The 24,392-nt window shown below is 40.5% G+C and carries 19 protein-coding genes, 1 tRNA gene, 1 rRNA gene, 1 other RNA gene and 5 pseudogenes; 22 read left to right on the forward strand and 5 right to left on the reverse strand.

Annotation, left to right across the window (positions count from 1 at the left end):
* The first annotated feature begins 10 nt into the window (after positions 1-10).
* Positions 11-126, forward strand: a 5S ribosomal RNA gene (rrf, locus tag FJR73_RS07280).
* A 5-nt stretch (positions 127-131) separates the two neighbouring features.
* Positions 132-205 (forward strand) — tRNA-Asn (locus FJR73_RS07285).
* Positions 206-277: 72 nt separating this feature from the next.
* On the opposite strand, the gene FJR73_RS07290 is transcribed toward FJR73_RS07285, so the two are convergent.
* On the reverse strand, positions 278-1,645 hold the full coding sequence (locus FJR73_RS07290; protein WP_140834166.1) for an ISL3 family transposase: 1,368 nt from the start codon (positions 1,643-1,645) through the stop codon (positions 278-280).
* Between the two features lie 128 nt (positions 1,646-1,773).
* Here FJR73_RS07290 and FJR73_RS07295 point away from each other — a divergent pair.
* The 18 genes and pseudogenes from FJR73_RS07295 to FJR73_RS07380 all read left to right on the forward strand — a co-directional run bounded on the left by FJR73_RS07295 (position 1,774) and on the right by FJR73_RS07380 (position 17,966).
* Positions 1,774-2,791, forward strand: a pseudogene (locus FJR73_RS07295) (IS630 family transposase).
* A gap of 185 nt (positions 2,792-2,976) precedes the next feature.
* Complete coding sequence (comW, locus tag FJR73_RS07300) at positions 2,977-3,213, forward strand: sigma(X)-activator ComW (RefSeq protein ID WP_000939541.1); 237 nt, start codon at positions 2,977-2,979, stop codon at positions 3,211-3,213.
* A 230-nt stretch (positions 3,214-3,443) separates the two neighbouring features.
* The gene (locus FJR73_RS07305) at positions 3,444-4,730 is read left to right on the forward strand and encodes an adenylosuccinate synthase (RefSeq protein ID WP_140834254.1); all 1,287 of its coding nucleotides are present in this window, start codon (positions 3,444-3,446) and stop codon (positions 4,728-4,730) included.
* 199 nt (positions 4,731-4,929) lie between these two features.
* Entirely contained in the window at positions 4,930-5,397 is a 468-nt protein-coding gene (tadA, locus tag FJR73_RS07310) for a tRNA adenosine(34) deaminase TadA (protein WP_140834167.1), read from the forward strand.
* Positions 5,398-5,429: 32 nt separating this feature from the next.
* An RNA gene (gene ffs, locus FJR73_RS07315) (signal recognition particle sRNA small type) lies at positions 5,430-5,527 on the forward strand.
* Positions 5,528-5,583: 56 nt separating this feature from the next.
* The gene (locus FJR73_RS07320; protein ID WP_000701985.1) at positions 5,584-6,027 is read left to right on the forward strand and encodes a dUTP diphosphatase; all 444 of its coding nucleotides are present in this window, start codon (positions 5,584-5,586) and stop codon (positions 6,025-6,027) included.
* Positions 5,987-6,544 carry a histidine phosphatase family protein gene (locus tag FJR73_RS07325; RefSeq protein ID WP_004247189.1) on the forward strand — a complete coding sequence of 186 codons (558 nt, stop codon included), beginning with the start codon at positions 5,987-5,989 and terminating at the stop codon, positions 6,542-6,544. The genes FJR73_RS07320 and FJR73_RS07325 overlap by 41 nt, the downstream gene beginning before the upstream one ends.
* Before the next feature lie 13 nt (positions 6,545-6,557).
* Complete coding sequence (gene radA, locus FJR73_RS07330) at positions 6,558-7,919, forward strand: DNA repair protein RadA (RefSeq protein WP_140834168.1); 1,362 nt, start codon at positions 6,558-6,560, stop codon at positions 7,917-7,919.
* Positions 7,920-7,991: 72 nt separating this feature from the next.
* Positions 7,992-8,489: a carbonic anhydrase gene (locus FJR73_RS07335; protein WP_000119802.1), complete on the forward strand. Its 498-nt coding sequence runs from the start codon at positions 7,992-7,994 to the stop codon at positions 8,487-8,489.
* A gap of 24 nt (positions 8,490-8,513) precedes the next feature.
* Positions 8,514-9,329, forward strand: coding sequence for a PrsW family intramembrane metalloprotease (locus tag FJR73_RS07340; RefSeq protein WP_140834170.1), 816 nt, complete (start codon positions 8,514-8,516; stop codon positions 9,327-9,329).
* Between the two features lie 145 nt (positions 9,330-9,474).
* Positions 9,475-10,443, forward strand: a complete 969-nt coding sequence (locus FJR73_RS07345; protein WP_033680978.1) for a ribose-phosphate diphosphokinase — start codon at positions 9,475-9,477, stop codon at positions 10,441-10,443.
* A 224-nt stretch (positions 10,444-10,667) separates the two neighbouring features.
* A complete protein-coding gene (locus tag FJR73_RS07350) occupies positions 10,668-11,627 on the forward strand; it encodes an Rpn family recombination-promoting nuclease/putative transposase (protein WP_140834172.1) in 960 nt (319 codons plus the stop codon).
* Between the two features lies 1 nt (position 11,628).
* Positions 11,629-12,093: pseudogene (locus FJR73_RS10170) on the forward strand (hypothetical protein); the annotation flags it as partial.
* A gap of 196 nt (positions 12,094-12,289) precedes the next feature.
* Positions 12,290-13,216: an Rpn family recombination-promoting nuclease/putative transposase gene (locus tag FJR73_RS07360; protein WP_140834174.1), complete on the forward strand. Its 927-nt coding sequence runs from the start codon at positions 12,290-12,292 to the stop codon at positions 13,214-13,216.
* Positions 13,217-13,219: 3 nt separating this feature from the next.
* Positions 13,220-13,606 (forward strand): annotated as a pseudogene (locus FJR73_RS07365) (flagellar assembly protein H domain protein); the annotation flags it as partial.
* A 381-nt stretch (positions 13,607-13,987) separates the two neighbouring features.
* Complete coding sequence (locus FJR73_RS10550) at positions 13,988-15,061, forward strand: N-acetylmuramoyl-L-alanine amidase family protein (protein WP_173277345.1); 1,074 nt, start codon at positions 13,988-13,990, stop codon at positions 15,059-15,061.
* A 142-nt stretch (positions 15,062-15,203) separates the two neighbouring features.
* On the forward strand, positions 15,204-16,529 hold the full coding sequence (locus FJR73_RS10555) for a nucleoside triphosphate hydrolase (protein ID WP_140834177.1): 1,326 nt from the start codon (positions 15,204-15,206) through the stop codon (positions 16,527-16,529).
* 141 nt (positions 16,530-16,670) lie between these two features.
* Complete coding sequence (locus tag FJR73_RS07380; protein ID WP_140834179.1) at positions 16,671-17,966, forward strand: N-acetylmuramoyl-L-alanine amidase family protein; 1,296 nt, start codon at positions 16,671-16,673, stop codon at positions 17,964-17,966.
* 270 nt (positions 17,967-18,236) lie between these two features.
* On the opposite strand, the pseudogene FJR73_RS10245 reads toward FJR73_RS07380, so the two are convergent.
* From FJR73_RS10245 to FJR73_RS07400, 3 genes and pseudogenes are all read right to left on the reverse strand, one after another.
* Positions 18,237-18,653, reverse strand: a pseudogene (locus tag FJR73_RS10245) (hypothetical protein); the annotation flags it as partial.
* A gap of 10 nt (positions 18,654-18,663) precedes the next feature.
* A pseudogene (locus FJR73_RS07395) lies at positions 18,664-19,017 on the reverse strand (hypothetical protein); the annotation flags it as partial.
* Positions 19,018-19,920: an Rpn family recombination-promoting nuclease/putative transposase gene (locus FJR73_RS07400; RefSeq protein ID WP_140834183.1), complete on the reverse strand. Its 903-nt coding sequence runs from the start codon at positions 19,918-19,920 to the stop codon at positions 19,018-19,020.
* Positions 19,921-20,067: 147 nt separating this feature from the next.
* Here FJR73_RS07400 and polA point away from each other — a divergent pair, with 147 nt between their 5' ends.
* Positions 20,068-22,701, forward strand: a complete 2,634-nt coding sequence (polA, locus tag FJR73_RS07405) for a DNA polymerase I (protein WP_140834185.1) — start codon at positions 20,068-20,070, stop codon at positions 22,699-22,701.
* A gap of 84 nt (positions 22,702-22,785) precedes the next feature.
* On the forward strand, positions 22,786-23,223 hold the full coding sequence (locus FJR73_RS07410; RefSeq protein ID WP_140834187.1) for a CoA-binding protein: 438 nt from the start codon (positions 22,786-22,788) through the stop codon (positions 23,221-23,223).
* A gap of 31 nt (positions 23,224-23,254) precedes the next feature.
* Here the strand turns inward: FJR73_RS07410 and FJR73_RS07415 are convergent, their stop codons facing one another.
* A complete protein-coding gene (locus FJR73_RS07415; RefSeq protein WP_140834189.1) occupies positions 23,255-24,265 on the reverse strand; it encodes a YeiH family protein in 1,011 nt (336 codons plus the stop codon).
* Positions 24,266-24,392 lie beyond the last annotated feature (127 nt).

Here is a 24,392-nt window from a genome sequence, read left to right on the forward strand (position 1 = left end):
TTACTCAGAGTTAAGTGACGATAGCCTAGGAGATACACCTGTACCCATGCCGAACACAGAAGTTAAGCCCTAGAACGCCGGAAGTAGTTGGGGGTTGCCCCCTGTGAGATATGGAAGTCGCTTAGCTTTAATCCGCCATAGCTCAGTTGGTAGTAGCGCATGACTGTTAATCATGATGTCGTAGGTTCGAGTCCTACTGGCGGAGTTGTTAAGAAAAGGAGGTATATACTTCCTTTTTATTTTAGCTCTTTATCAACTGTAGTGGGTTGAAGAAAAGCTAAGCTATAGAAAGGACAAATTTCGTCCTTTCTTTTTTAATATTCAGAGCAATAAAAATCCGTTTTTTAAAGTTATCAAAGTTCCGAAAACCAAAGGTATTTCGTTTGATAAGTTTGATGAGATTATTGGTCGCTTCCAATTTGGCGTTAGAATTCAGAGCAATAAAAATCCGTTTTTTAAAGTTATCAAAGTTCCGAAAACCAAAGGTATTTCGTTTGATAAGTTTGATGAGATTATTGGTCGCTTCCAATTTGGCGTTAGAATATGGTAACTGAAGGACGTTGACGATTTTGTCTTTTTCCTTGAGAAAAGTTTTAAAGACAGTCTGAAAAATAGGATGAACTTTCTTTAGATTGTCTTCAATGAGTTCGAAAAATTTCTCCGGTTCCTTATTCTGAAAGTGGAAAAGCAAGAGCTGATAGAGATGATAGTGGAGTTTCAAGTCTTCGGAATAGCTCAAAAGCTTGTCTAGGATTTCTTTATTGGTTAAGTGCATACAAAAAGTAGGGCGATAAAATCTCTTATCACTGAGTTTACGACTATCCTGTTGAATGAGCTTCCAGTAGCGCTTGATAAGCTTGTATTCATGAGATTTTCGCTCAAACTGATTCATGATTTGGACACGCATACGACTCATGGCACGACTTAGATGTTGAACAATGTGAAAGCGATCAAGTACAATTTTAGCACACGGAAAAAGCTGTTTAGCCAAGTCATAGTAGGGACTAAACATATCCATAGTAATGATTTTCACCTGACAGCGAACGGCTCTATCGTAGCGAAGAAAGTGATTCCGGATGATGGCTTGTGTTCTGCCCTCAAGAACAGTGATGATATTGAGCTTTTCAAAATCTTGCGCAATGAAACTCATCTTTCCCTTAGTGAAGGAATATTCGTCCCAGGACATAATCTCAGGAAGACGAGAAAAATCATGCTTAAAGTGAAGGTCATTAAGTTTGCGAATAACGGTTGAAGTTGAGATGGCAAGCTGATGAGCAATGTCGGTCATAGAAGTTTTTTCAATCAACTTTTGAGCAATCTTTTTATTGATGATACGAGGGATTTGGTGATTCTTCTTGACGAGGGAAGTCTCAGCGACCACTATTTTCGAGAATTGATAGCACTTAAAACGACGCTTTTTAAGGAGAATTCTAGTAAGCATACCAGTCGTTTCTAGGTAAGGAATCTTAGACGGTTTTTGAAAGTCATATTTCTTCATTTGGCTTCCGCAATCAGGACAAGACGGGACATCGTAGTCCAGTTTAGCGATGATTTCTTTGTGGGTATCCCTATTGATGATATCTATAATTTGGATATTTGGATCTTTGATATCGAGTAGTTTTGTGATAAAATGTAATTGTTCCATATGATTCTTTCTAGTGAGTTGTTTAGTCGCTTTTCATTATAGATCTTATGGGACTTTTTTCTATAACAAAATAGGCTCCATAATATCTATAGGGGATTTACCCACTACAAATATTATAGAGCCAAAAAATTGAACAACTCCTAAGAGATTCATCGTACGCTAAATATCACAAACGTCTACAGATTATTTATTTTCGCTCAAAGGAAAAGAGTTATAAAGGAAAACATGGATCTGCTAGATTGCAATAAAACAACTATTCGGAGGAATTTGAAAAATATAAGGAGTTTGCTTTGGATGCTCTTCTTCAAGAGACCCGTGGCGGTCGCCATCGCGAATATATGACTTATGAAGAAGAGAAAGCATTTCTAAAACGTCATATAGAAGCTGCTCAGGCTGGGGAATTTGTAACTGTCAATCAGTTATTTGAAGATTATCAAAAAGAGATTGGTCGCACTTCCACACGTGATGGTTTCTATTATCTCCTGAAACGCCATGGTTGGCGAACAGTCACCCCTCGATCTGAACATCCCAAGAAGGCAGACGTTCAAACAATTGAGACGTCTAAAAATAAAATCTACATTCGAGACCTTAAGTAAGCGTTTTAAAGAGGAGAAATACTATAACAAAGTACGCTTGATGTACCAAGATGAAGCTGGTTTTGGAAGAATCAGTAAGATGAGTTTTTGTTGGGCTCCTCAAGGAATCCGACCTAGCATTCCTAGTCATTATATGCTAGAATATCTCTATTGTTATGGGGCAGTAGATGCTCAGACAGGAGATTCCTTCTTCCTCATTGTTGGAGGATGCAATACTGAGTGGACGAATGAATTTCTACGACAAGTCTCACAAGCTTATCCAGATGACTATATGTTACTTGTAATGGATAATGCTATATGGCATAAATCAAGTATCTTAGAGATTCCAAATAATGTTGAGTTAGCTTTTATTCCACCTTATACACCAGAAATGAACCCTATTGAACAAGTCTGGAAAGGAATTCGAAAACGAGGTTTTAAAAACAAGGCTTTCCAAACATTGGAAGCCGTCATTGATAAGCTTCAAGAAGTTATTCAAGGACTGGAAAAAAGTGTTTTAAAGTCCACTGTCAGCAGACAATGGACAAGGTTGCTTTTTGAAAATATTTGAGTGTAAAGCAGTTAATAAGGTCTTTATAATAGTCTAATTTAGGTAGTAAATTTCTTCCTATCCTGTCAACTTTTCTTATTTGTTATCTTGTTGAGGCTGGTATTTTAACAATTCAGGAATTGATACTTAATGTTTTAAATTTTTTGTTAGAATAAAGGTTATAAAAAGAAAAGGAGTATATATTTATGCTACAAAAAATTTATGAGCAGATGGCGGATTTTTATAGAAATATTGAAGAAGAGTATGGTACTGTATTTGGTGATAATTTTGATTGGGAACATTTTCATTTTAAATTTTTAATTTATTATTTAGTGAGATATGGTATTGGGTGTCGTAGGGATTTTATTGTTTACCATTATCGTGTTGCTTATCGTTTGTATCTTGAAAAGATGATAATGAAACAAGGTTTTATTTCTTGTTGAGATAGTCTGAGTGAATTTCCGAACAAATTTATTATTTTATAGAAAGATAATGATAAATAGCTGGTTATTTTTCTAAAACATTTTTTAATAGTTGGAAATAGCAAATCTTTCTATTGTTTCTTCTTGATAAAAAGGCGTTTTTTTCTTATAATAAATTGTAAGATATAATTGCAGGTGAGAGTCCTGCCATGTATGTGAGAAAGGAAGAGCCTGAGGGCTCAGACAAGATTATGACTTCAGTTGTTGTTGTAGGTACCCAGTGGGGTGATGAAGGTAAAGGGAAGATTACAGACTTCCTTTCAGCGAATGCAGAAGTGATTGCACGTTACCAAGGTGGTGATAATGCAGGGCACACGATTGTGATTGATGGTAAAAAATTTAAGTTGCACTTGATTCCATCTGGGATTTTCTTCCCTGAAAAAATCTCTGTTATTGGGAATGGTATGGTTGTAAATCCTAAATCTCTTGTAAAAGAGTTGAGCTATCTTCATGAGGAGGGTGTGACAACTGATAACTTGCGTATTTCTGATCGCGCGCATGTTATTTTGCCTTATCATATCGAGTTGGATCGCTTGCAAGAAGAAGCTAAGGGCGACAATAAGATTGGTACTACAATTAAGGGAATTGGTCCAGCTTATATGGACAAGGCTGCTCGTGTTGGGATTCGTATCGCAGATCTTTTGGATAAAGATATTTTCCGTGAGCGTTTAGAACGTAACCTTGCTGAAAAGAATCGTCTTTTTGAAAAATTGTATGACAGTAAAGCGATTGCTTTTGATGATATTTTTGAAGAATATTATGAATATGGTCAACAAATCAAGAAGTATGTGACAGACACATCTGTTATCTTGAATGATGCGCTTGATAATGGCAAACGTGTGCTTTTTGAAGGTGCACAAGGTGTTATGCTAGATATCGACCAAGGTACATATCCATTTGTTACGTCATCAAACCCTGTGGCTGGTGGTGTGACCATTGGTTCTGGTGTTGGTCCAAGTAAGATTGACAAGGTTGTAGGTGTATGTAAAGCCTATACGAGTCGTGTAGGAGACGGTCCTTTCCCAACTGAGTTGTTTGATGAAGTTGGAGAGCGTATCCGTGAAATTGGTCATGAATATGGGACAACAACTGGTCGTCCACGTCGTGTAGGTTGGTTTGACTCAGTTGTAATGCGTCATAGCCGTCGTGTTTCTGGTATCACTAACCTTTCATTGAACTCTATCGATGTTTTGAGTGGTTTAGATACAGTAAAAATCTGTGTGGCCTATGATCTTGATGGTCAACGTATTGACTACTATCCAGCTAGTCTTGAGCAATTGAAGCGTTGCAAGCCTATCTATGAAGAGTTGCCAGGTTGGTCAGAAGATATCACCGGAATTCGTAATTTGGAAGATCTTCCTGAGAATGCGCGTAACTACGTTCGTCGTGTGAGCGAATTGGTTGGCGTTCGTATCTCTACTTTCTCAGTAGGTCCTGGTCGTGAACAAACAAATATTTTAGAAAGTGTTTGGTCGTAAGAGATTTTTAAGATTTGTTTAAGATAGGTCGGGTATACTATAGACAGTTACAAGAAGACCTCCTAACTTGTTGTAACAAATATCCTAAACTTTTCTTTTTCATAATAATCTCCCTATAAAGTCACCGCATTCGGTGGCTTTTTTTGTCTTGGGATTCATGATATAATAATAAAATCGACAAGTAGGAAAAGGGAAATTGATGAATTATACAGTTGAAGAAAAAGAAGTCTTTATGAGGGAAGCTTTGAGAGAGGCTGAGATTGCTTTGGAACACGATGAAATTCCAATTGGTTGTGTGATTGTCAAGGACGGAGAAATCATTGGTCGTGGGCATAATGCGCGTGAGGAGTTGCAGCGAGCGGTTATGCATGCGGAGATTATGGCCATAGAAGATGCGAACCTTAGTGAGGAGAGCTGGCGCTTGCTGGATTGCACGCTTTTTGTGACCATTGAGCCTTGTGTCATGTGTAGTGGGGCGATTGGACTTGCCCGTATTCCAAACGTGGTCTATGGGGCTAAAAACCAGAAATTTGGCTCTGCTGGGAGTTTGTACGATATCTTGACAGATGAGCGTCTCAATCATCGTGTGGAGGTTGAAACGGGAATTTTGGAAGATGAATGTGCAGCTATTATGCAGGACTTTTTTAGAAATAGACGGAAAAAATAATTTTGCTTTTAAAATGAATGGGAATGTGATATAATAAATAGTAGAGCAACAGTTCTGCGTGAAGCGGGTCAGGGGAGGAATCCAGCAGCCCTAAGCGATTTGAATTGTGTGCTCTTTTTTTCGTGCTTTTTCCGAATAAATAAGATAGAATAATCTAGAATAAATGATAATAGAAAAGAGAAGATGATGAAAATTCGTGGTTTTGAATTGGTTTCTAGTTTTACAGATGAAAATTTATTGCCAAAGCGTGAGACAGCGCATGCGGCTGGTTACGACTTAAAGGTTGCTGTGCGTACGGTTATTGCGCCAGGAGAGATTGTCTTGGTTCCGACAGGGGTTAAGGCTTATATGCAACCGACTGAGGTTCTCTACCTATATGATCGTTCTTCAAATCCTCGTAAGAAGGGCTTGGTTTTAATTAATTCAGTTGGCGTTATTGATGGGGACTATTATGGAAATCCTGGGAATGAAGGGCATATTTTTGCGCAGATGAAGAATATCACAGACCAAGAAGTGATTCTCGAAGTTGGAGAACGTGTTGTCCAGGCTGTCTTTGCTCCTTTCTTAATTGCAGATGGAGATGTGGCTGATGGCATTCGAACTGGTGGATTTGGATCGACAGGGCACTAGAATGAAGATTATCTTTGTACGTCATGGGGAGCCAGATTATTATGAGTTAGAGAAGCGTTCTTATACGGGATTTGGGATAGATTTGGCGCCCTTGTCTGAGAAGGGACGGCAGCAAGCTCAGGAACTGAGCAAGAATCCTTTACTCCCTTTAGCTGAAATAATCATATCTTCTGCAGTCACAAGAGCTTTAGAAACGGCTTCTTATGTGGTTTGTGCTACGGGTCTTCCTTTGAGAGTGGAGCCATTATTGCATGAATGGCAGGTCTATGAAAGTGGAACAGATAATTTTGAAAAAGCTCGTACTATGTTTCTAGAAAATAATGGGGAGTTACTTCCTAATAGTCCTATTCAATATGAGACAGCTACGGAAATGAAGTCTCGTTTTCTAGAATGTATGTCTAAGTATCGAGAACACCAGACTGTGGTAGTTGTTGCTCATCGAATGCTCATGCGCCAGTTTGTACCAAATGAGAAGATTGATTTTTGCCAAGTGATTGAGTATGAGTTAGAGATATAGAAAGAGGTTTATCATCGCAAAGAAAAAAGCGACATTTGTATGTCAAAATTGTGGGTATAATTCCCCTAAATATCTGGGACGTTGTCCTAACTGTGGGTCTTGGTCTTCTTTTGTAGAAGAGGTTGAGGTTGCCGAGGTCAAGAATGCGCGTGTGTCCTTGACAGGTGAGAAGACCAAGCCCATGAAACTGGCTGAGGTGACTTCCATCAATGTCAATCGAACCAAGACGGAGATGGAGGAATTCAACCGTGTACTTGGAGGTGGAGTGGTACCAGGGAGTCTCGTCCTCATCGGTGGGGATCCTGGGATTGGAAAATCAACCCTTCTCCTACAAGTCTCAACCCAGCTGTCTCAAGTGGGGACGGTTCTCTACGTCAGTGGGGAGGAGTCTGCCCAGCAGATTAAGTTACGAGCAGAGCGCTTGGGAGATATTGATAGCGAGTTTTATCTCTATGCCGAGACCAATATGCAGAGTGTTCGAGCTGAGGTGGAGCGCATCCAACCAGACTTCCTCATTATTGACTCTATCCAGACCATTATGTCTCCTGAGATTTCAGGGGTGCAGGGGTCTGTTTCTCAAGTGCGTGAGGTGACGGCTGAACTTATGCAGCTGGCCAAAACCAATAATATTGCCATCTTTATCGTAGGTCATGTGACCAAGGAGGGGACTCTGGCTGGTCCACGTATGTTGGAGCATATGGTAGATACGGTACTTTACTTTGAAGGGGAACGCCACCATACCTTCCGTATTTTAAGAGCGGTCAAAAACCGTTTTGGTTCTACCAATGAAATTGGGATTTTTGAGATGCAGTCGGGTGGTCTGGTTGAGGTACTCAATCCGAGCCAAGTTTTCCTAGAAGAGCGTTTGGATGGAGCGACTGGTTCGTCAATAGTTGTGACCATGGAAGGGACGCGTCCAATTTTAGCAGAGGTTCAGGCTTTGGTGACACCTACCATGTTTGGAAATGCCAAGCGTACTACGACAGGACTTGACTTCAATCGTGCTAGCTTGATTATGGCTGTTTTGGAGAAACGGGCAGGATTGCTTCTCCAAAATCAGGATGCTTATCTCAAATCTGCTGGTGGTGTAAAATTGGATGAACCTGCGATTGACTTAGCTGTTGCAATTGCCATTGCTTCGAGCTACAAGGACAAGCCAACTAATCCTCAGGAATGTTTTGTTGGAGAACTGGGCTTGACGGGAGAGATTCGGCGCGTGAATCGTATTGAACAACGTATTAATGAAGCTGCTAAGCTGGGATTTACCAAGATTTATGTACCTAAGAATTCCTTGACAGGAATCACTCCGCCTAAGGAAATTCAGGTCATTGGGGTGACAACGATTCAGGAAGTTTTGAAAAAGGTCTTTGCATAATTCGTGACAAATCCTCTTAAAAATGATAAGATAGGAGAAATATTTGACTATCAAATTTTCGAGGAGGGAATCATGTCGTATTTTGAACAGTTTATGCAAGCCAATCAGGCTTATGTTGCCCTACATGGGCAGTTAAATCTGCCACTTAAACCCAAAACAAGAGTTGCCATTGTGACCTGTATGGACTCACGTTTGCACGTTGCGCAAGCTCTAGGTTTGGCACTTGGGGATGCTCATATCTTGCGGAATGCAGGTGGTCGAGTGACTGAGGACATGATTCGTTCGCTAGTTATTTCCCAGCAACAGATGGGGACAAGAGAGATTGTGGTGCTGCACCATACAGACTGTGGTGCTCAGACCTTTGAAAATGGTCCTTTTCAGGAGTATTTGAAAGAGGAACTGGGTGTCGACGTGTCAGACCAGGACTTCTTGCCCTTCCAAGATATAGAGGAGAGTGTGCGAGAGGATATGCAAGCCCTTATCGAATCTCCCTTAATACCAGACGATGTCATTATCTCTGGTGCCATTTATGATGTGGATACAGGAAGTATGACAGTTGTAGAATTATAAATACTTCATTTAGAAAGAAAGTGTATGAAGAAAAACAGTATTTTATTTATTTTTATCTTATTGCTATGTATTGGTTTACAGTATGAAACCATCTACTATACGGATGGTTCGATGTCAGCTGCGGAATATGGACTAATGGGAGTTTCTATCTTTCTAGCTCTCTTTTACATGATTCCGGCTCTTTATTTCCTTTTCTGTATTGGGAAAAAATGGGAATTGCCAAAGAATGCCTTGATTTTGTCTTTATTGGGTGGGATGTTCCTTTCAGGCTGGCTGTCTAGCTTTGCGAATACCTATATCCATGATTTGCTGGGTATTCTTTTCCCAGATAGTGCATTTTTAAATGCTTTTGAAAGTGCGATTGTGGCTCCTTTGGTAGAAGAACCCTTGAAATTGTTGCCACTTGTCTTTGTTTTAGCTTTGATTCCTGTCCGAAAATTAAAATCTTTGTTTTTACTAGGGATTGCTTCTGGTTTGGGATTCCAAATGATTGAGGATATTGGTTATATCCGTACAGATTTGCCAGAGGGATTTGACTTTACTATTTCGAGAATTTTAGAGCGTATCATCTCAGGAATTGCCTCTCACTGGACTTTTTCAGGTCTGGCTGTAGTAGGTGTTTACTTACTTTACAGAGCTTATAAAGGACAGAAGGTTGGCAAGAAAGATGGGCTTATTTTCCTAGGTTTAGCCTTGGGAACTCACTTCTTGTTTAATTCTCCTTTTGTAGAGTTGGAGACAGAGTTGCCTTTAGCGATTCCAGTGGTTACAGCTATTGCTCTCTATGGTTTTTATCAGGCTTATCGCTTTGTTGAGAAGAACGATGGGTTGATGAACTAGAATATTTTTAAAAAGAATGATGCAAGGGCACAAATATGCTGCCCTTCTTTTATTTTTGATTGAAAAATAGTGTAAAAAGCGCTACAATGGTAGATGGAAAAATCTTGTGAAAAGCACAAGCGATACATATATACCGGAGGAAATCATGTCTTTTTCTGATTTAAAGCTGTTTGCCCTTTCTTCTAATAAAGAATTGGCAGAACGTGTGGCGCAGGAGATTGGGATAGAGTTGGGGAAATCAAGTGTTCGCCAATTTTCAGATGGAGAGATTCAGGTCAACATCGAAGAATCAATCCGTGGGAAACACGTCTTTATCCTACAATCAACTAGCTCGCCTGTAAATGACAATCTGCTTGAAATTTTGATTATGGTAGATGCTTTGAAGCGTGCGAGTGCAGAATCTGTCAATGTTGTCATGCCTTACTATGGGTATGCACGTCAGGATAGAAAGGCGAGAGCGCGTGAGCCAATCACTTCAAAACTTGTTGCAAATATGCTTGAAGTAGCTGGAGTGGATCGTTTATTGACAATCGACTTGCATGCTGCGCAGATTCAAGGATTCTTTGATATTCCTGTGGATCATTTGATGGGAGCTCCTCTGATTGCGGATTATTTTGAGCGTCGTGGCATGGTTGGTTCTGACTATGTGGTTGTCAGTCCAGACCATGGAGGGGTGACTCGTGCCCGTAAGTTGGCAGAATTTTTGAAAACATCTATCGCTATCATCGACAAACGTCGTAGCGTTGATAAGATGAATACCAGTGAAGTCATGAACATCATCGGTAAGGTCGAAGGCAAGACTTGTATCTTGATTGATGATATGATTGATACTGCTGGAACGATTTGTCATGCGGCAGATGCCCTTGCGGAAGCTGGTGCCGTTGAAGTCTATGCAAGCTGTACGCACCCAGTTCTTTCTGGTCCTGCTATGGACAATATCCAAAAATCAGCTATTAAGAAATTGGTTGTTTTGGATACCATCTATCTGCCAGAAGAGCGTTTGATTGATAAGATTGAGCAGATTTCAATCGCTCATCTCCTAGGGGATGCTATCGTACGTATCCATGAAAAACGCCCACTTTCTCCACTTTTTGGTATTGAGAAAAAGATTTAATAACCAAGCCTGAGATAATTCTCAGGTTTTTTTCGTCTCTTTTCCGAATAAATAGATAGAGTCAGTGAATCTAGTAAAACTAGATTTAATACTCTTCGAAAATCAAATTCAAACTACGTCAACGTCGCCTTGCCGTACTCAAGTACAGCCTGCGGCTAGTTTCCTAGTTTGCTCTTTGATTTTCATTGAGTATAAAACTGTGATATAATAAAAGGAGGAGAAGGATGATTCTAAGACATCCGGGCATCAGCCCGACTAATGACTTAGTTGCTAAGAAAATCTTTAGCAATCCGGAAATCACTTGTCAATTTATTCGCGATATGTTGGATTTACCAGCAAAAAATGTGACCATTTTGGAGGGAAGTAATATTCATGTCTTGCCTTCTCTGCCCTATTCAGCACAAGATTTCTATACAAGTATTGATGTCTTGGCGGAGTTGGACAATGGAACTCAGGTAATTATTGAGATTCAGGTGCATCATCAGAATTTTTTCATCAATCGCCTGTGGGCTTATTTGTGTAGTCAGGTCAATCAAAATCTAGAAAAAATTCGCCAGCAAGAAGGCAATACTCATCAAAGTTACAAGCATATCGCACCAGTATATGCTATCGCAATTGTGGACAGTAATTACTTCTCAGATGACTTGGCTTTCCACAGCTTTAGTATGCGTGAGGACACGACAGGTGAGGTCTTAACCATCACCAATAATGGTCAAGAAAACCATCTGGTTAAGATGGCATTCTTGGAATTAAAAAAATACAGAGAAACCAGCAAGGATAGCGTTCGCAAGCCATGGTTGGAGTTTTTCGGGAACAAACCCTTTACCCAAGAACCCGAGCGAGCCATCAGCCAAGCAGATCAACTGCTGGACTACAAGAGCTGGTCCGAGGAGGACAGGAAGATGTTTAGTCAACTACGTATGCGCGAAGAACAGGCATTATTAGCTCATGACTATGCCTTGGAACAAGCTGAGGAAAAGGGCTTAGAGCGTGGACTTGAGCGTGGTCGTGCAGAAGGAGTTGAACAAGGCCGAGCTGAGGGTATTGAGCAAGGTATTGAACAGGGACTAGAACGTGGGAAACTTTTTGCCTTTCTAGATATGGTTCGCCAAGGTCTTCTGACTTCGGAGGTTGCGAGCCAGCAGCTGGGTATGACGGTCTCTGAGTTTGAAGCACTCTTGTAAGACCATCACAAACAATGGGCAAGAAAACCATTTTGTTAAGATGGCATTCTTGGAATTAAAAAAATACAGAGAAACCAGCAAAGACGAGGTTCGCAAGCCCTGGTTGGAATTTTTCGGGAACAAACCCTTTACCCAAGAACCCGAGCGAGCCATCAGTCAGGCAGATCAACTGCTGGACTACAAAAGCTGGTCCGAGGAGGACAGAAAAATGTTTAGTCAACTACGTATGCGCGAAGAACAAGCGTTATTGGCTCAGGATTATGCCTTGGAGACTGCTAGGGCGGAAGGTCTTGAACAAGGTTTAGAGCGTGGTCTTGAACAGGGACTGGAGCGTGGGAAAGCTGAAGGAAGTTTCGCTATGTTAGCAAATCTAGTCCGTCAACAGCTACTGACATCTGAAGTTGCTAGCCAGCAATTGGGCATGACTGTCGCTGAGTTTGAGGCGCTGTTAGAAAGGCATAAGTAAGAAATCTGTGGACAAACGTTATGTAATATGAAAATAACTAAAAAGGGTAGCTAAATTGCTTGATGTAAAAGAGATTGGCTATCTTTTTTGTTAGGAAAATTTGAACTTTCACCTGTCTTTTCCGAATAAATAGATAGAGCCAGATAATCTAGGAAACCTAGATTTAAAAATGTGCTATAATGAAAGGAGAAAGAATATGACTGTACGTCATCCGGGCATCAGCCCGACCAATGACTTAGTTGCTAAGAAAATCTTTAGCAATCCAGAAATCACTTGTCAATTTATCCGCGATATGTTGGACTTACCAGCCAAAAATGTGACTATTTTGGAGGGAAGCAATATTCATGTCTTGCCTTCCATGCCATACTCGGCGCAGGATTTTTACACTAGTATAGATGTCTTAGCTGAACTAGATAATGGAACCCAAGTAATCATTGAGATTCAAGTTCATCATCAGAATTTTTTCATCAATCGTCTGTGGGCTTACCTGTGCAGTCAGGTCAATCAAAACCTCGAAAAAATTCGCCAGCAAGAAGGAAATACTCATCAGAGTTACAAACACATCGCACCAGTATACGCTATCGCCATTGTGGATAGTAACTACTTCTCAGATGATTTGGCTTTTCATAGCTTTAGCATGCGAGAGGATACGACGGGTGAGGTTTTAACGATTACAAACAATGGACAAGAAAACCATCTGGTCAAGATGGCGTTCTTGGAATTAAAAAAATACAGAGAAACCAGCAAAGACAAGGTTCGCAAACCGTGGTTGGAGTTTTTCGGGAATAAACCCTTTACCCAACAACCCGAGCGAGCCATCAGCCAGGCAGACCAACTGCTAGACTACAAGAGCTGGTCCGAGGAGGACAGGAAGATGTTTAGTCAACTACGTATGCGCGAAGAACAAGCCTTGTTAGCACAGGACTATGCCTTGGAAACAGCTAGGGCCGAAGGTATTGAACAAGGTATTGAAAAAGGATTAGAGCGTGGAAAAGTTGAAGGACAAATCTTTACCTTTCTAGATTTAGTACGCCAACATGTTTTAACTTCCGAATTTGCGAGTGAACAATTGGGCATGACTGTCGCTGAGTTTGAGTCACTATTGAAAGAGCATCACAAATAATAACTAAAAAAATACAGAGAAACCAGCAAAGATGAGGTTCGCAAGCCGTGGTTGGAGTTTTTCGGGAATAAACCCTTTACTCAGCAACTCGAGCGAGCCATCAGCTAGGCAGACCAACTGCTGGACTACAAGAGCTGGTCCGAGGAGGATAGGAAGATGTTTAGTGAACAACGCAGGCGTGAGGAACAAGCATTATTGACTCATGACTATGCCTTGGAAACAGCTAGGGCGGAAGGTATTGAACAGGGACTGGAGCGTGGACTTGAACGTGGGAAAGTTGAAGGAAGAGTTTTTGCTTTTCTAGATATGGTCCGTCAAGATCTTCTGACATCTGAAGTTGCTAGCCAGCAATTGTGGATGACTCTCGCTGAGTTTGAAGCTTTATTATGAGTTCAATCTTTATTCAATCTTTATATAGTAGAAAGTTTATGAAATGGCAAGTTTTAGCTGAATACTTGCCGTTTTTACTTGACTTTTATGAGGGTTTATAAGATAATACCAAGGAAGTGAGTTCTATCCAACTGTCTATGTGGATTAGATATGAATGATTTTACTCAAGGATGATTAGTTTGTGAGATTTTCACTCAAAAATACAATATTTGACGGGTATTTTTCTCACAAAGATGTTTTTTCACCTTTTTTTGAAAAAATAGGTAAAAACTTTAAAAACTAGAAGAAAACCCTTGACAAATCCTGCAAATATTTATATACTGTATGGTAGTAAGATAGTCTTACGAAAAATATATAATGAAAAACAAAGGAGATAAAACGATGAAAAAAGTTTTATTGACAAGCGCAGTCGCTCTTGCAGCATTTGGTGCTGTTCAAGCTGTTTCAGCTAATGATCTTAGCACTTCTGCTGGTGCTACTAATGGTGGTACAGTATATGGTAAAGTAGATCCTAGAACTGGTAAAATTGTAGGTAACGCATATAGTGCAAATGAACACCCTTCATTCCACCATGCAGTGCCAGATGCTGACCAATACAAACCAGCTGAACCAGCTACAAATCCATATGATGTTGTTAAGGATAAAGATGGAAAAGTTATTAAAGCAGTAAAATTTGGTAACGGTTCACATGTACGTTTCCATGTTCGTGATATCAAAGGTAATGCAGTAGCAGGTGTTAAAGTTGATGTTATGATTTGGGCAAACAAAGCTGACTACTTGAACTACGCTAAAGCAAACGTTGTTTCTGCTGAGTCTGATGCGGCAGGTGATGTTGAACTTGCAGTAGCAAATGGCGGATTGGTTCAATACCGTGTTGCTTATGTACCAAAAGGGTATGTTGTAAAAGGTATTGAGTCAAATAGTGGACTTTACACAGTAAATAAAACTTCAAACGGTGCGGAAATCGGTAGCGTCGCAGAAGGAACATTTGTGTATAGTGGTTCTGCTGATTTAGACCAAGATGGAAAAGCTGATATGTTCACAAACGCAAACGTTGATTTGGTTCTTGAAAAAACTGACTCATACAACGTTATGAAAGACCAATGGGTACAAGAAGAAGCTGGATGGAAATACTACGCTTCTAACAAAGCTGTTACAGGTTGGAAACAAGTTGACGGTAAATGGTACTTCTTTAACGCTGAAGGCGTAATGCAAAAATGGTGGGTTAAAGATGGAAACACTTGGTACTACCTAAACGGATCAGGCGCTATGCAAACTGGTTGGTTGCAAGACGGTGGTAAATGGTACTACCTTGAAAACTCAGGTGCTATGAAAGCTAGCCAATGGTTTGAAGTTTCTGGTAAATGGTACTATGTTGACGGTTCAGGTGCCCTTGCAGTTAACACTACTGTAGGTGGATACACTGTTAACGGAAACGGTGAATGGGTTAAATAATCTAATTCAATAAAAAGTAGGAGAAATCTCCTACTTTTTATTTTTACCATAAAAATCCAGTTTTTCTTAGAATTTTTTTAAAAAATAAGATACAATAAAAATAGGCATAATACCTAAATTTAAAAAAATGGAGAATGTTCACATGAAAAATAAAAAAGCTTTAGCACTAGCTCTAGCTAGTGTAACAATGACGGGTGCTGCTGCTTTAACTACTTACTCAGCAATTACTGCTCCTTCTGTACATGCAGAAGAACTTGTTCGTAAAACAGAATGGATAACTGTTGCTAATGATAGTGCCCGTACTCGTACAACTGTCTATTTTGAAGCAGGAGATCAAAAAATTGACAAGCATAAGTACATAGATAAATATGAATATCAAAGTACTTATGTAGAAGGTGGAGTACGTTACTATGTATTTGTATTAAAGGGAACAAAGCTTGCTGAATTGGAAAATGATCCTAATACAGCGTCAGCGGATTTGAATAAACAAGGTTATAAATCTACTGATAAAGGAAATAGCTGGCGTGAAGTATCGGGTAATCGCTATTTCTACTCAAAAGGAAATCCAGTCAAAGGTTGGGCAATCATTGATAACAAAACATACTACTTCAATAGCGAAGGAGTTATGGCTCGTGGTATCATTGAAAATGAGTCTGAACGCTACTATCTAGATAATCAAGGTGTGAAGAGAACTGGTTTTATCAAAGTAGGTGAAAAGACTTATTACTTTGATGGAAATGGTGTCCGTAAGACAGAAGTTGTAACAGATAATGATAAAACTTACTTTGTAAAAGATGGTGTTGTTACAAACGGAGTTCATAAAGTTGGTACAAAATGGTACTTCTTTACTGCAGATGGTAAAGCGCAATCTGGTATTGTAAAAGATAGTGATGGTAAATGGTATTACATCACTGCAGAAGGTGAGCGTAAGACAGGTCTCATCAAAGGCGCTGGCGACAAGTATTACTATGTCACTGAAGAAGGTGAACGTAAGTTCGGTGAAATCACTGTTGATGGAAAAACATACTTCTTGACAGATGATTCTAATACAAAAGCTGGTTGGAACAAAGTTGATAATCACTGGATTTATGTAAACAAAGAAGGTAAACGTCAAGTTGGATGGCTTAAAGATGGCGGTAAATGGTACTACTTTAATGCTGAAGGTGTGATGCAAAAATGGTGGATCAAAGATGGTAATAAATGGTATTATCTAAATGGTTCAGGTGAAATGCAAACCGGCTGGTTACAAGATGGCGGTACTTGGTATTACCTAAATAGCTCAGGTGCTATGGAAACTGGCTGGGCTAAAGTGGGTGGTACTTGGTACTACCTTAAAGGCTCAGGTGCTATGGTGACAGGTTGGTTCCAAACAGGTGGTAAATGGTACTATGCCTATAGTTCAGGTGCCCTTGCAGTAAGTACTACAATTGATGGCTATTATCTAAATGCCAACGGTGAATGGGTATAAAATGATAAAGAGAGTGGTTTAAACTACTCTCTTTCTTTTGGTTTAAAATATTTTTACACTTTTTATGTTTTTTATTGCACTAATTATAGAAAAGGGATATAATGAAATAAATTCAATAGGTTAACAAGGGAGATTTTTCTTATGAAGAAAACACTTACAGGTATCTTGCTAGCTACATCAGTATTAACTGTAGCTACGATCCAACAAGTACAAGCTACCGACTCAGGAGCAACAACGACTTCTACTACTTCATCATTTAAGGAAATTCATTTTGTGACATTCCAAAATGGTAGACCAGTTGATATCAAAGCAGCGGTTACAGGAACAGCAACATCTGATACAAGTCATCCAGCTATTGATAACTATATGTACACTACTAGCAGGGTAGAAGATGGTATTCTTTACCATATGTATGCTCCAACTAATACTACAGGTAATACAGGCAATACCTCACAAACAAATCCATATCAAAGAGATAATAACCAAACGAATGGTAGTAATGCTAATCAAAACAATGGTAGTGCTACTACTAACAATAGCATAAGTAGTGGTCAGTTCAAAACCGAAGGTGGTAAAATCTATTATATCAAGGACGGTAAAAAAGTTACTGGTTGGCAAAAAATCGATAATAAGACTTACTACTTTGAAGCTGATGGGGCTATGAAGAAAGGTCTATTGACTGCAGGTGATAAGCAATATTATCTAGATGAAAAAGATGGTGTTAAAAAGTTAGGTTTTGTAAAAGTTGCTGATAAGGTTTACTATTTTGTTGAAAATGGTGAAAAGAAAACTGGATTTATCAAAATTGATGATAAAACTTACTATCTAAAAGACGGTGTTCGTTTAACAGGGGATATTACAGTAGATGGGAAACATTACCTCTTAGATGAGGAAGGTGTCCTTAAACCAGGTATTGTTTTAATTGATGGTAAAAAATTCTTCATTGATGATGAGGGAAATCGTCATGTTGGATGGAAGAAAATTGGGCTTGATTGGTATTATTTCTCTAAAGAAGATGGGATGAAGACAGGTTGGGTCAAAGATGGGTCATGGTATTACTTGGATGAAACTGGTGTGATGAAAAATGGTTGGAAGCAAGTTGATGGTACATGGTATTATCTGAACGGTTCAGGTGCCATGCAGACAGGTTGGCAAAAAGTTGATGGTACATGGTATTATCTTGACGGTTCGGGTGCTATGCAGACAGGCTGGAAATTTGTAGATGGTAAGTGGTATTACCTCAACAGTTCAGGTGCTATGCAAACAGGCTGGGTCAACCAAGGTGATACATGGTATTATCTTGCTAACTCAGGCGCTATGAAGACAGGTTGGTACCAAGTTAGCGGTAAATGGTATTACTCATATCCATCAGGTGCTTTGGCTGTGAATACAACCATCGATAGTTACACAGTAAACGCTAATGGTGAGTGGGTGTAGTTTGAATTAGTTTATATCACTAGGAGATTTTTAGCTTAGTTTTTTATAGCAGATACTAAGATAATACTGCAGTTAAATAATTAGTATCTCTAGGTGCTCTTCAATTTGTCAAATGTAAAATCTAATTAGTTAAAAGATATGAAAGAGAAGGATTTTTTGGTTTCTCTTTTGAGGTTGGGATGAATCTGAATTGTCTCGGGTAAATGAAAGAAGTGAACAGGATAATATTTCAGTCCTGTTCACTTTTATGTTATTAGTGATTGTATTGTTTTACAAGAGCTTCTCAAATTCAGAGACAGTCATACCTAACTGCTGGCTGGCAACCTCAGATGACAGTAGCTGTTGACGGACTAGATTTACTAAACCTACTTTTAATCCCTTTTCCATCCCCTCGGCTCGACCACGCTCTAAGCCTTTCTCCTCAGCTTGCTCCAAGGCATAGTCCTGTGCCAACAATGCCTGTTCTTCTCGCATACGTAGTTGACTAAACATCTTCCTGTCCTCCTCAGACCAGCTCTTGTAGTCCAGCAATTGATCTGCTTTGATAATGGCTCGCTGGGGATTCTGGGTAAATGGCTTATTCCCAAAAAACTCCAACCACGGTTTGCGAACCTCATCTTTGCTGGTTTCTCTGTATTTTTTTAATTCCAAGAACTCCATCTTGACTAGATGGTTTTCTTGACCGTTAGTGATGGCTTTACAACAACGCCTCAAACTCAGCGACGCTCATGCCCAATTGCTCACTTGCAACCTCAACGGTTAAAAGATGTTGGCGAACCAGATCTAAAAAAGCAAGCAGTTTTCCACGTTCTAAGCCCTTTTCCTCAGCTTGTTCCAAGGCATAGTCCTGTGCTAACAAGGCTTGTTCTTCACGCATCCGTAGTTGACTAAACATCTTCCTGTCCTCCTCAGACCAGCTCTTGTAGTCCAGCAGTTGATCTGCTTGGCTGATGGCTCGCTCAGGTTGCTGGGTAAAGGGTTTATTCCCGAAAAACTCCAACCACGGCTTACGAACCTTGTCTTTGCTGGTTTCTCTATATTTTTTAAGTTCTTATTTGTGATGCTCTTTCAATAGTTCTTCAAACTCAGAGACAGTCATACCTAACTGCTGACTGGCAACCTCGGAAATCAAAAGACCTTGATGGACTAGATTTAGTAGCATAGACAAACTTCCTTCAACTTTCCCACGCTCTAATCCTTTTTCTTCGGCTTGTTCCAAGGCATAATCCTGAGCCAATAATGCTTGTTCTTCGCGCATACGTAGTTGACTAAACATTTTCCTGTCCTCCTCGGACCAGCTCTTGTAGTCCAGCAGTTGGTCTGCTTGACTGATGGCTCGCTCGGGTTCTTGGGTAAAGGGTTTATTCCCAAAAAACTCCAACCACGGTTTGCGAACGTTGTCTTTGCTGGTTTCTCTGTATTTTTTTAATTCCAAGAACGCCATCTTAACCAAATGGTTTTCTTGTCCATTATTGGTTATGGTTAAAACCTCACCTGTCGTATCCTCTCGCATACTAAAACTGTGAAAGGCTAAATCATCTTGAAAATAATTACTGTCCACGATAGCGATAGCGTATACTGGTGCGATGTGTTTGTAGCTCTGGTGGGTATCACCTTCTCGTTGGCGAATTTTTTCAAGGTTTTGATTGACCTGACTGCATAGGTAAGCCCACAAACGATTAATGAAAAAATTCTGATGATGAACTTGGATTTCGATAATAACCTGCGTGCCATTATCCAACTCCGCCAAGACATCTATACTGGTATAGAAATCCTGCGCTGAATAAGGTATGGAGGGTAATACGTGAATATTACTTCCCTCCAAAATCGTCACATTTTTTGCAGGTAAGTCCAGCATATCGCGGATAAATTGACAAGTGATTTCTGGGTTGCTAAAGATTTTCTTAGCAACCAAGTCATTGGTTGGGCTAATGCCCGGATGACGTAATGCCATATTCTTTCTCCTTTCATTATACCACAGTTTTAAATCTAGGTTTGCTAGATTCACCGCTACTATCTATTTATTCGGAAAAAGAATGAAAAATATTGGGTATGGCTCTTTCCAATGGTATTTTTCCCTGCTTTCCTTTATAATGGGTGTATGGATAAGAAAAAATTATTATTGATTGATGGGTCTTCTGTTGCTTTTCGGGCGTTTTTTGCGCTCTATCAGCAGTTGGACCGTTTTAAGAATGCGGCTGGTTTGCATACCAATGCGATTTATGGCTTCCAGTTGATGTTGAGCCATTTGTTGGAGCGGGTTGAGCCGAGTCATATTTTGGTGGCTTTTGATGCGGGTAAGACGACCTTCCGTACAGAGATGTATGCGGACTATAAGGGTGGTCGAGCTAAGACTCCTGATGAGTTTCGTGAGCAATTTCCCTTCATTCGTGAGTTGTTGGATCATATGGGGATTCGTCACTATGAGTTGGCTCAGTATGAGGCGGATGACATTATTGGGACACTGGATAAGCTAGCAGAGCAGGATGGTTTTGATATTACCATTGTCAGTGGGGACAAGGACTTGATTCAGCTGACGGATGAGCATACGGTGGTTGAGATTTCCAAGAAAGGTGTGGCTGAGTTTGAGGCCTTTACGCCAGATTATCTCATGGAAAAGATGGGCATCACACCGACTCAGTTTATCGACCTCAAGGCGCTTATGGGAGATAAGTCGGATAATATTCCTGGGGTGACCAAAATCGGTGAAAAGACGGGTATCAAGCTCTTGCTGGAGCATGGTTCACTTGAGGGAATTTATGAAAATATTGATGGGATGAAGACTTCTAAGATGAAGGAAAATCTCATCAATGATAAGGAACAGGCCTTTTTGTCGAAAACACTGGCGACCATTGATACCAAGGCACCGGTTGAGATTGGTTTGGAGGATTTGGTCTATAGTGGTCCAGATATTGAAAATCTTGGGAAATTCTACGATGAGATGGGCTTCAAACAGCTTAAGCAGGCTTTAAATGCATCTTCGACTGATGTGTCTGAGAGTTTGGACTTTACTATCGTTGACCAAGTTAGTCAAGATATGCTGAGTGCGGACTCTATCTTCCATTTTGAGCTTTTTGGTGAGAATTACCATACGGATGATTTGATTGGATTTGCCTGGTCTTGTGGAGATAAGCTTTATGCCACAGACAAGCTTGAGCTCTTGCAAGACCCGATTTTCAAGGACTTTTTAGAAAAAACACCTCTGAGAGTTTATGATTTTAAGAAGGCTAAAGTTCTCTTGCATCGTTTGGGTGTGGATTTGCAGGCACCTGCTTTTGACAGCCGTTTGGCTAAATACCTCCTTTCGACTGTGGAGGACAATGAAATTGCTACTATTGCTAGTCTTTATGGTCAGACTTATTTGGTTGATGATGAGACTTTCTATGGTAAGGGAGTCAAGAAGGCCATTCCTGAACGCGAGAAATTCTTGGAGCATTTGGCGCGTAAACTTGCTGTTTTGGTCGAAACAGAGCCTATTTTACTTGAAAAACTCAGCGAAAATGGGCAATTAGAGCTTCTTTATGATATGGAGCAACCTCTGGCTTTTGTCCTTGCCAAGATGGAAATTGCTGGTATTAGGGTCAAGAAAGAGACCTTGCTTGAGATGCAGGCTGAAAATGAGCTTGTCATTGAAAAACTCACTCAGGAGATTTACGAACTGGCTGGTGAGGAGTTTAATATCAACTCGCCTAAGCAGTTGGGCGTGCTTCTCTTTGAAAAATTGGGACTTCCTCTAGAATACACTAAGAAAACCAAGACAGGTTATTCGACTGCAGTGGATGTCTTGGAGCGTTTAGCTCCTATTGCGCCAATTGTTAAGAAAATTCTCGACTACCGTCAGATTTCTAAGATTCAATCCACTTATGTAATTGGCTTGCAGGACTGGATTTTGGCTGATGGCAAGATTCATACTCGATATGTGCAGGATTTGACCCAGACAGGGCGTCTGTCTAGTGTGGATCCCAACTTGCAAAATATTCCTGTGCGTTTGGAGCAGGGCCGTCTCATTCGGAAGGCTTTTGTACCTGAGTGGGAGGATAGTGTCCTGCTTAGTTCGGACTATTCACAGATTGAATTGCGCGTTTTGGCGCATATTTCTAAGGATGAGCACTTGATTAAGGCTTTCCAAGAGGGAGCGGACATCCATACTTCGACAGCTATGAGGGTCTTTGGCATTGAGCGTCCTGAGGATGTGACTGCAAACGACCGTCGCAATGCCAAGGCAGTTAACTTTGGAGTGGTTTATGGGATCTCAGACTTTGGCTTGTCTAATAATTTGGGCATTAGCCGTAAGGAAGCCAAAGCCTACATTGACACTTACTTTGAACGTTTCCCAGGTATTAAAAACTACATGGATGAAGTGGTGCGTGAGGCGCGTGATAAGGGCTATGTGGAAACTCTCTTCAAGCGTCGTCGTGAGTTGCCAGATATTAATTCGCGTAACTTTAATATTCGTGGTTTTGCGGAGCGGACAGCTATCAACTCACCTATCCAGGGTTCAGCAGCAGATATTCTTAAGATTGCCATGATTCAACTAGACAAGGCCTTGGTTGCAGGTGGTTATCAGACTAAGATGCTTCTACAAGTTCACGATGAAATTGTCCTTGAAGTTCCTAAATCTGAATTAGCAGAGATGAAAAAATTAGTCAAACAAACTATGGAAGAAGCTATTCAACTCAGTGTTCCTCTCATCGCAGATGAGAATGAAGGGGCAACCTGGTACGAGGCTAAATAAAAAGGGGGCTAGTCCTCCTTTTTTGTAGTAGAATTATGCAAGCCTTTTCAAAACATGCTATACTGATGAAAAAGGAGGATTTCTATGAGTCAAGAATTTATCAATCCAAGTGATGGCGTGATTCGTCAGTATCTAGCAACGAGTAAAACCCTTGCTGTTGTGGGTTTGTCAGACCGGGAGGAAACAACCAGCAATCGAGTGACCAAGGAAATGCAGGATCGGGGTTATAAAATTATTCCAGTCAATCCCAAGGCGGCAGGTGGCGAAATCTTAGGTGAAAAGGCTTATGCCAGCCTAGCTGAGATTCCTTTTCCTGTAGATATTGTTAATGTTTACCGTCGCAGTGAGTTTTTGCCAGATGTGGCGCGTGATTTTCTCAAGGCTGATGCTAAGATTTTTTGGGCGCAGCTAGGACTTGAAAATCTAGAAGCGGAAGAGATTTTGCGTTCTGGTGGATGCGATGACATTGTGATGAATCGCTGCATCAAGAGAGAACATACTCGCTTGATTAAGGAAGCATAAGAAAAAGGTAGCTGGTGGGCTACCTTTTGTATTAGAAAATGCCGATAAGGGTCTGCATACCAAGACTGGTGAGGATGATGGCAATCCAGCAGATGGCTCCTAGGATAATAGATTTTCCACTGGATTTGACCATAGCGACCAGATTTGTTTTGAGACCGATAGCACTCATGGCCATGATGATGAGAAATTTGGAGAGTTGTTTGAGTGGGGTAAAGAAACTACTGGATACCCCGAGAGAGGTCAGTAGAGTTGTTAGGAGAGATGCAAGGATAAAGTAAAGGATAAAAAGTGGGAATACTTTTTTCAGTTGAAAGCCTTGCTTATTTTTTTGCTCGCGACTTTGCCAGTAGGAGAGAAAGAGAGTGATGGGGATGATAGCCAGTGTCCGCGTAAGTTTGACAATGGTTGCGGATTCGAGGGTATTACTTTGGTAAAGGCTGTCCCAGGCGCTGGCTGTGGCGGTTACAGAGGAAGTATCATTGACCGCAGTCCCTGCAAAGAGGGCGAAGCCGTCATTGGATAGATGAAGCCAGGTACCTAGGGTTGGAAAGATGAGCGCAGCCAAGACATTGAAGAAAAAGATAACGGAAATGGATTGGGCTACTTCCTTTTCCTTAGCATGGATAACGGGCGCTGTCGCAGCAATGGCAGAACCACCACAGATAGAAGAACCTACTCCAACCAAGGTAGCCAGTTTTGTATCCAGGGCAAAGAAGCGCTGGAAGAGGTAGGCAATAATCAGGGCTATTGAAATGGTGGACAGGATGACAGGGAGTGAAGATTGCCCAACTGCGAAGACCTGCGAGATATTGAGACCGAAACCAAGCAAGACAACGGCATACTGGAGCAATTTTTTAGAACTAAAGGTCAACCCCGCATCCAGTTGTTTATAGGATGAGAGAAAGGGATGGAGAAGCATGCCTATGAAAATCGCAAAAACAGGCGCGCCAATCACAGGGAAGAATCCTCCTAAGTACCAAGATACGATAGAAATGAGAAGGCAGGCAAAGATACCTGCTCCATTTTTTGATAGAAATGACATAAGAACCTCCAAATAGAATCTGTTACCATTATAGACCTGTAAAGAGGAAAAGTAAAATAGAAAGTGGAAAGCTATTCTATAATGTATTTTTGCGGTCGGGGGGCTTTTGTAGTATAATAGAGATACG

It is taken from the genome of Streptococcus sp. D2, assembly GCF_006385825.1.
GTDB classification, from domain to species: domain Bacteria; phylum Bacillota; class Bacilli; order Lactobacillales; family Streptococcaceae; genus Streptococcus; species Streptococcus shenyangsis.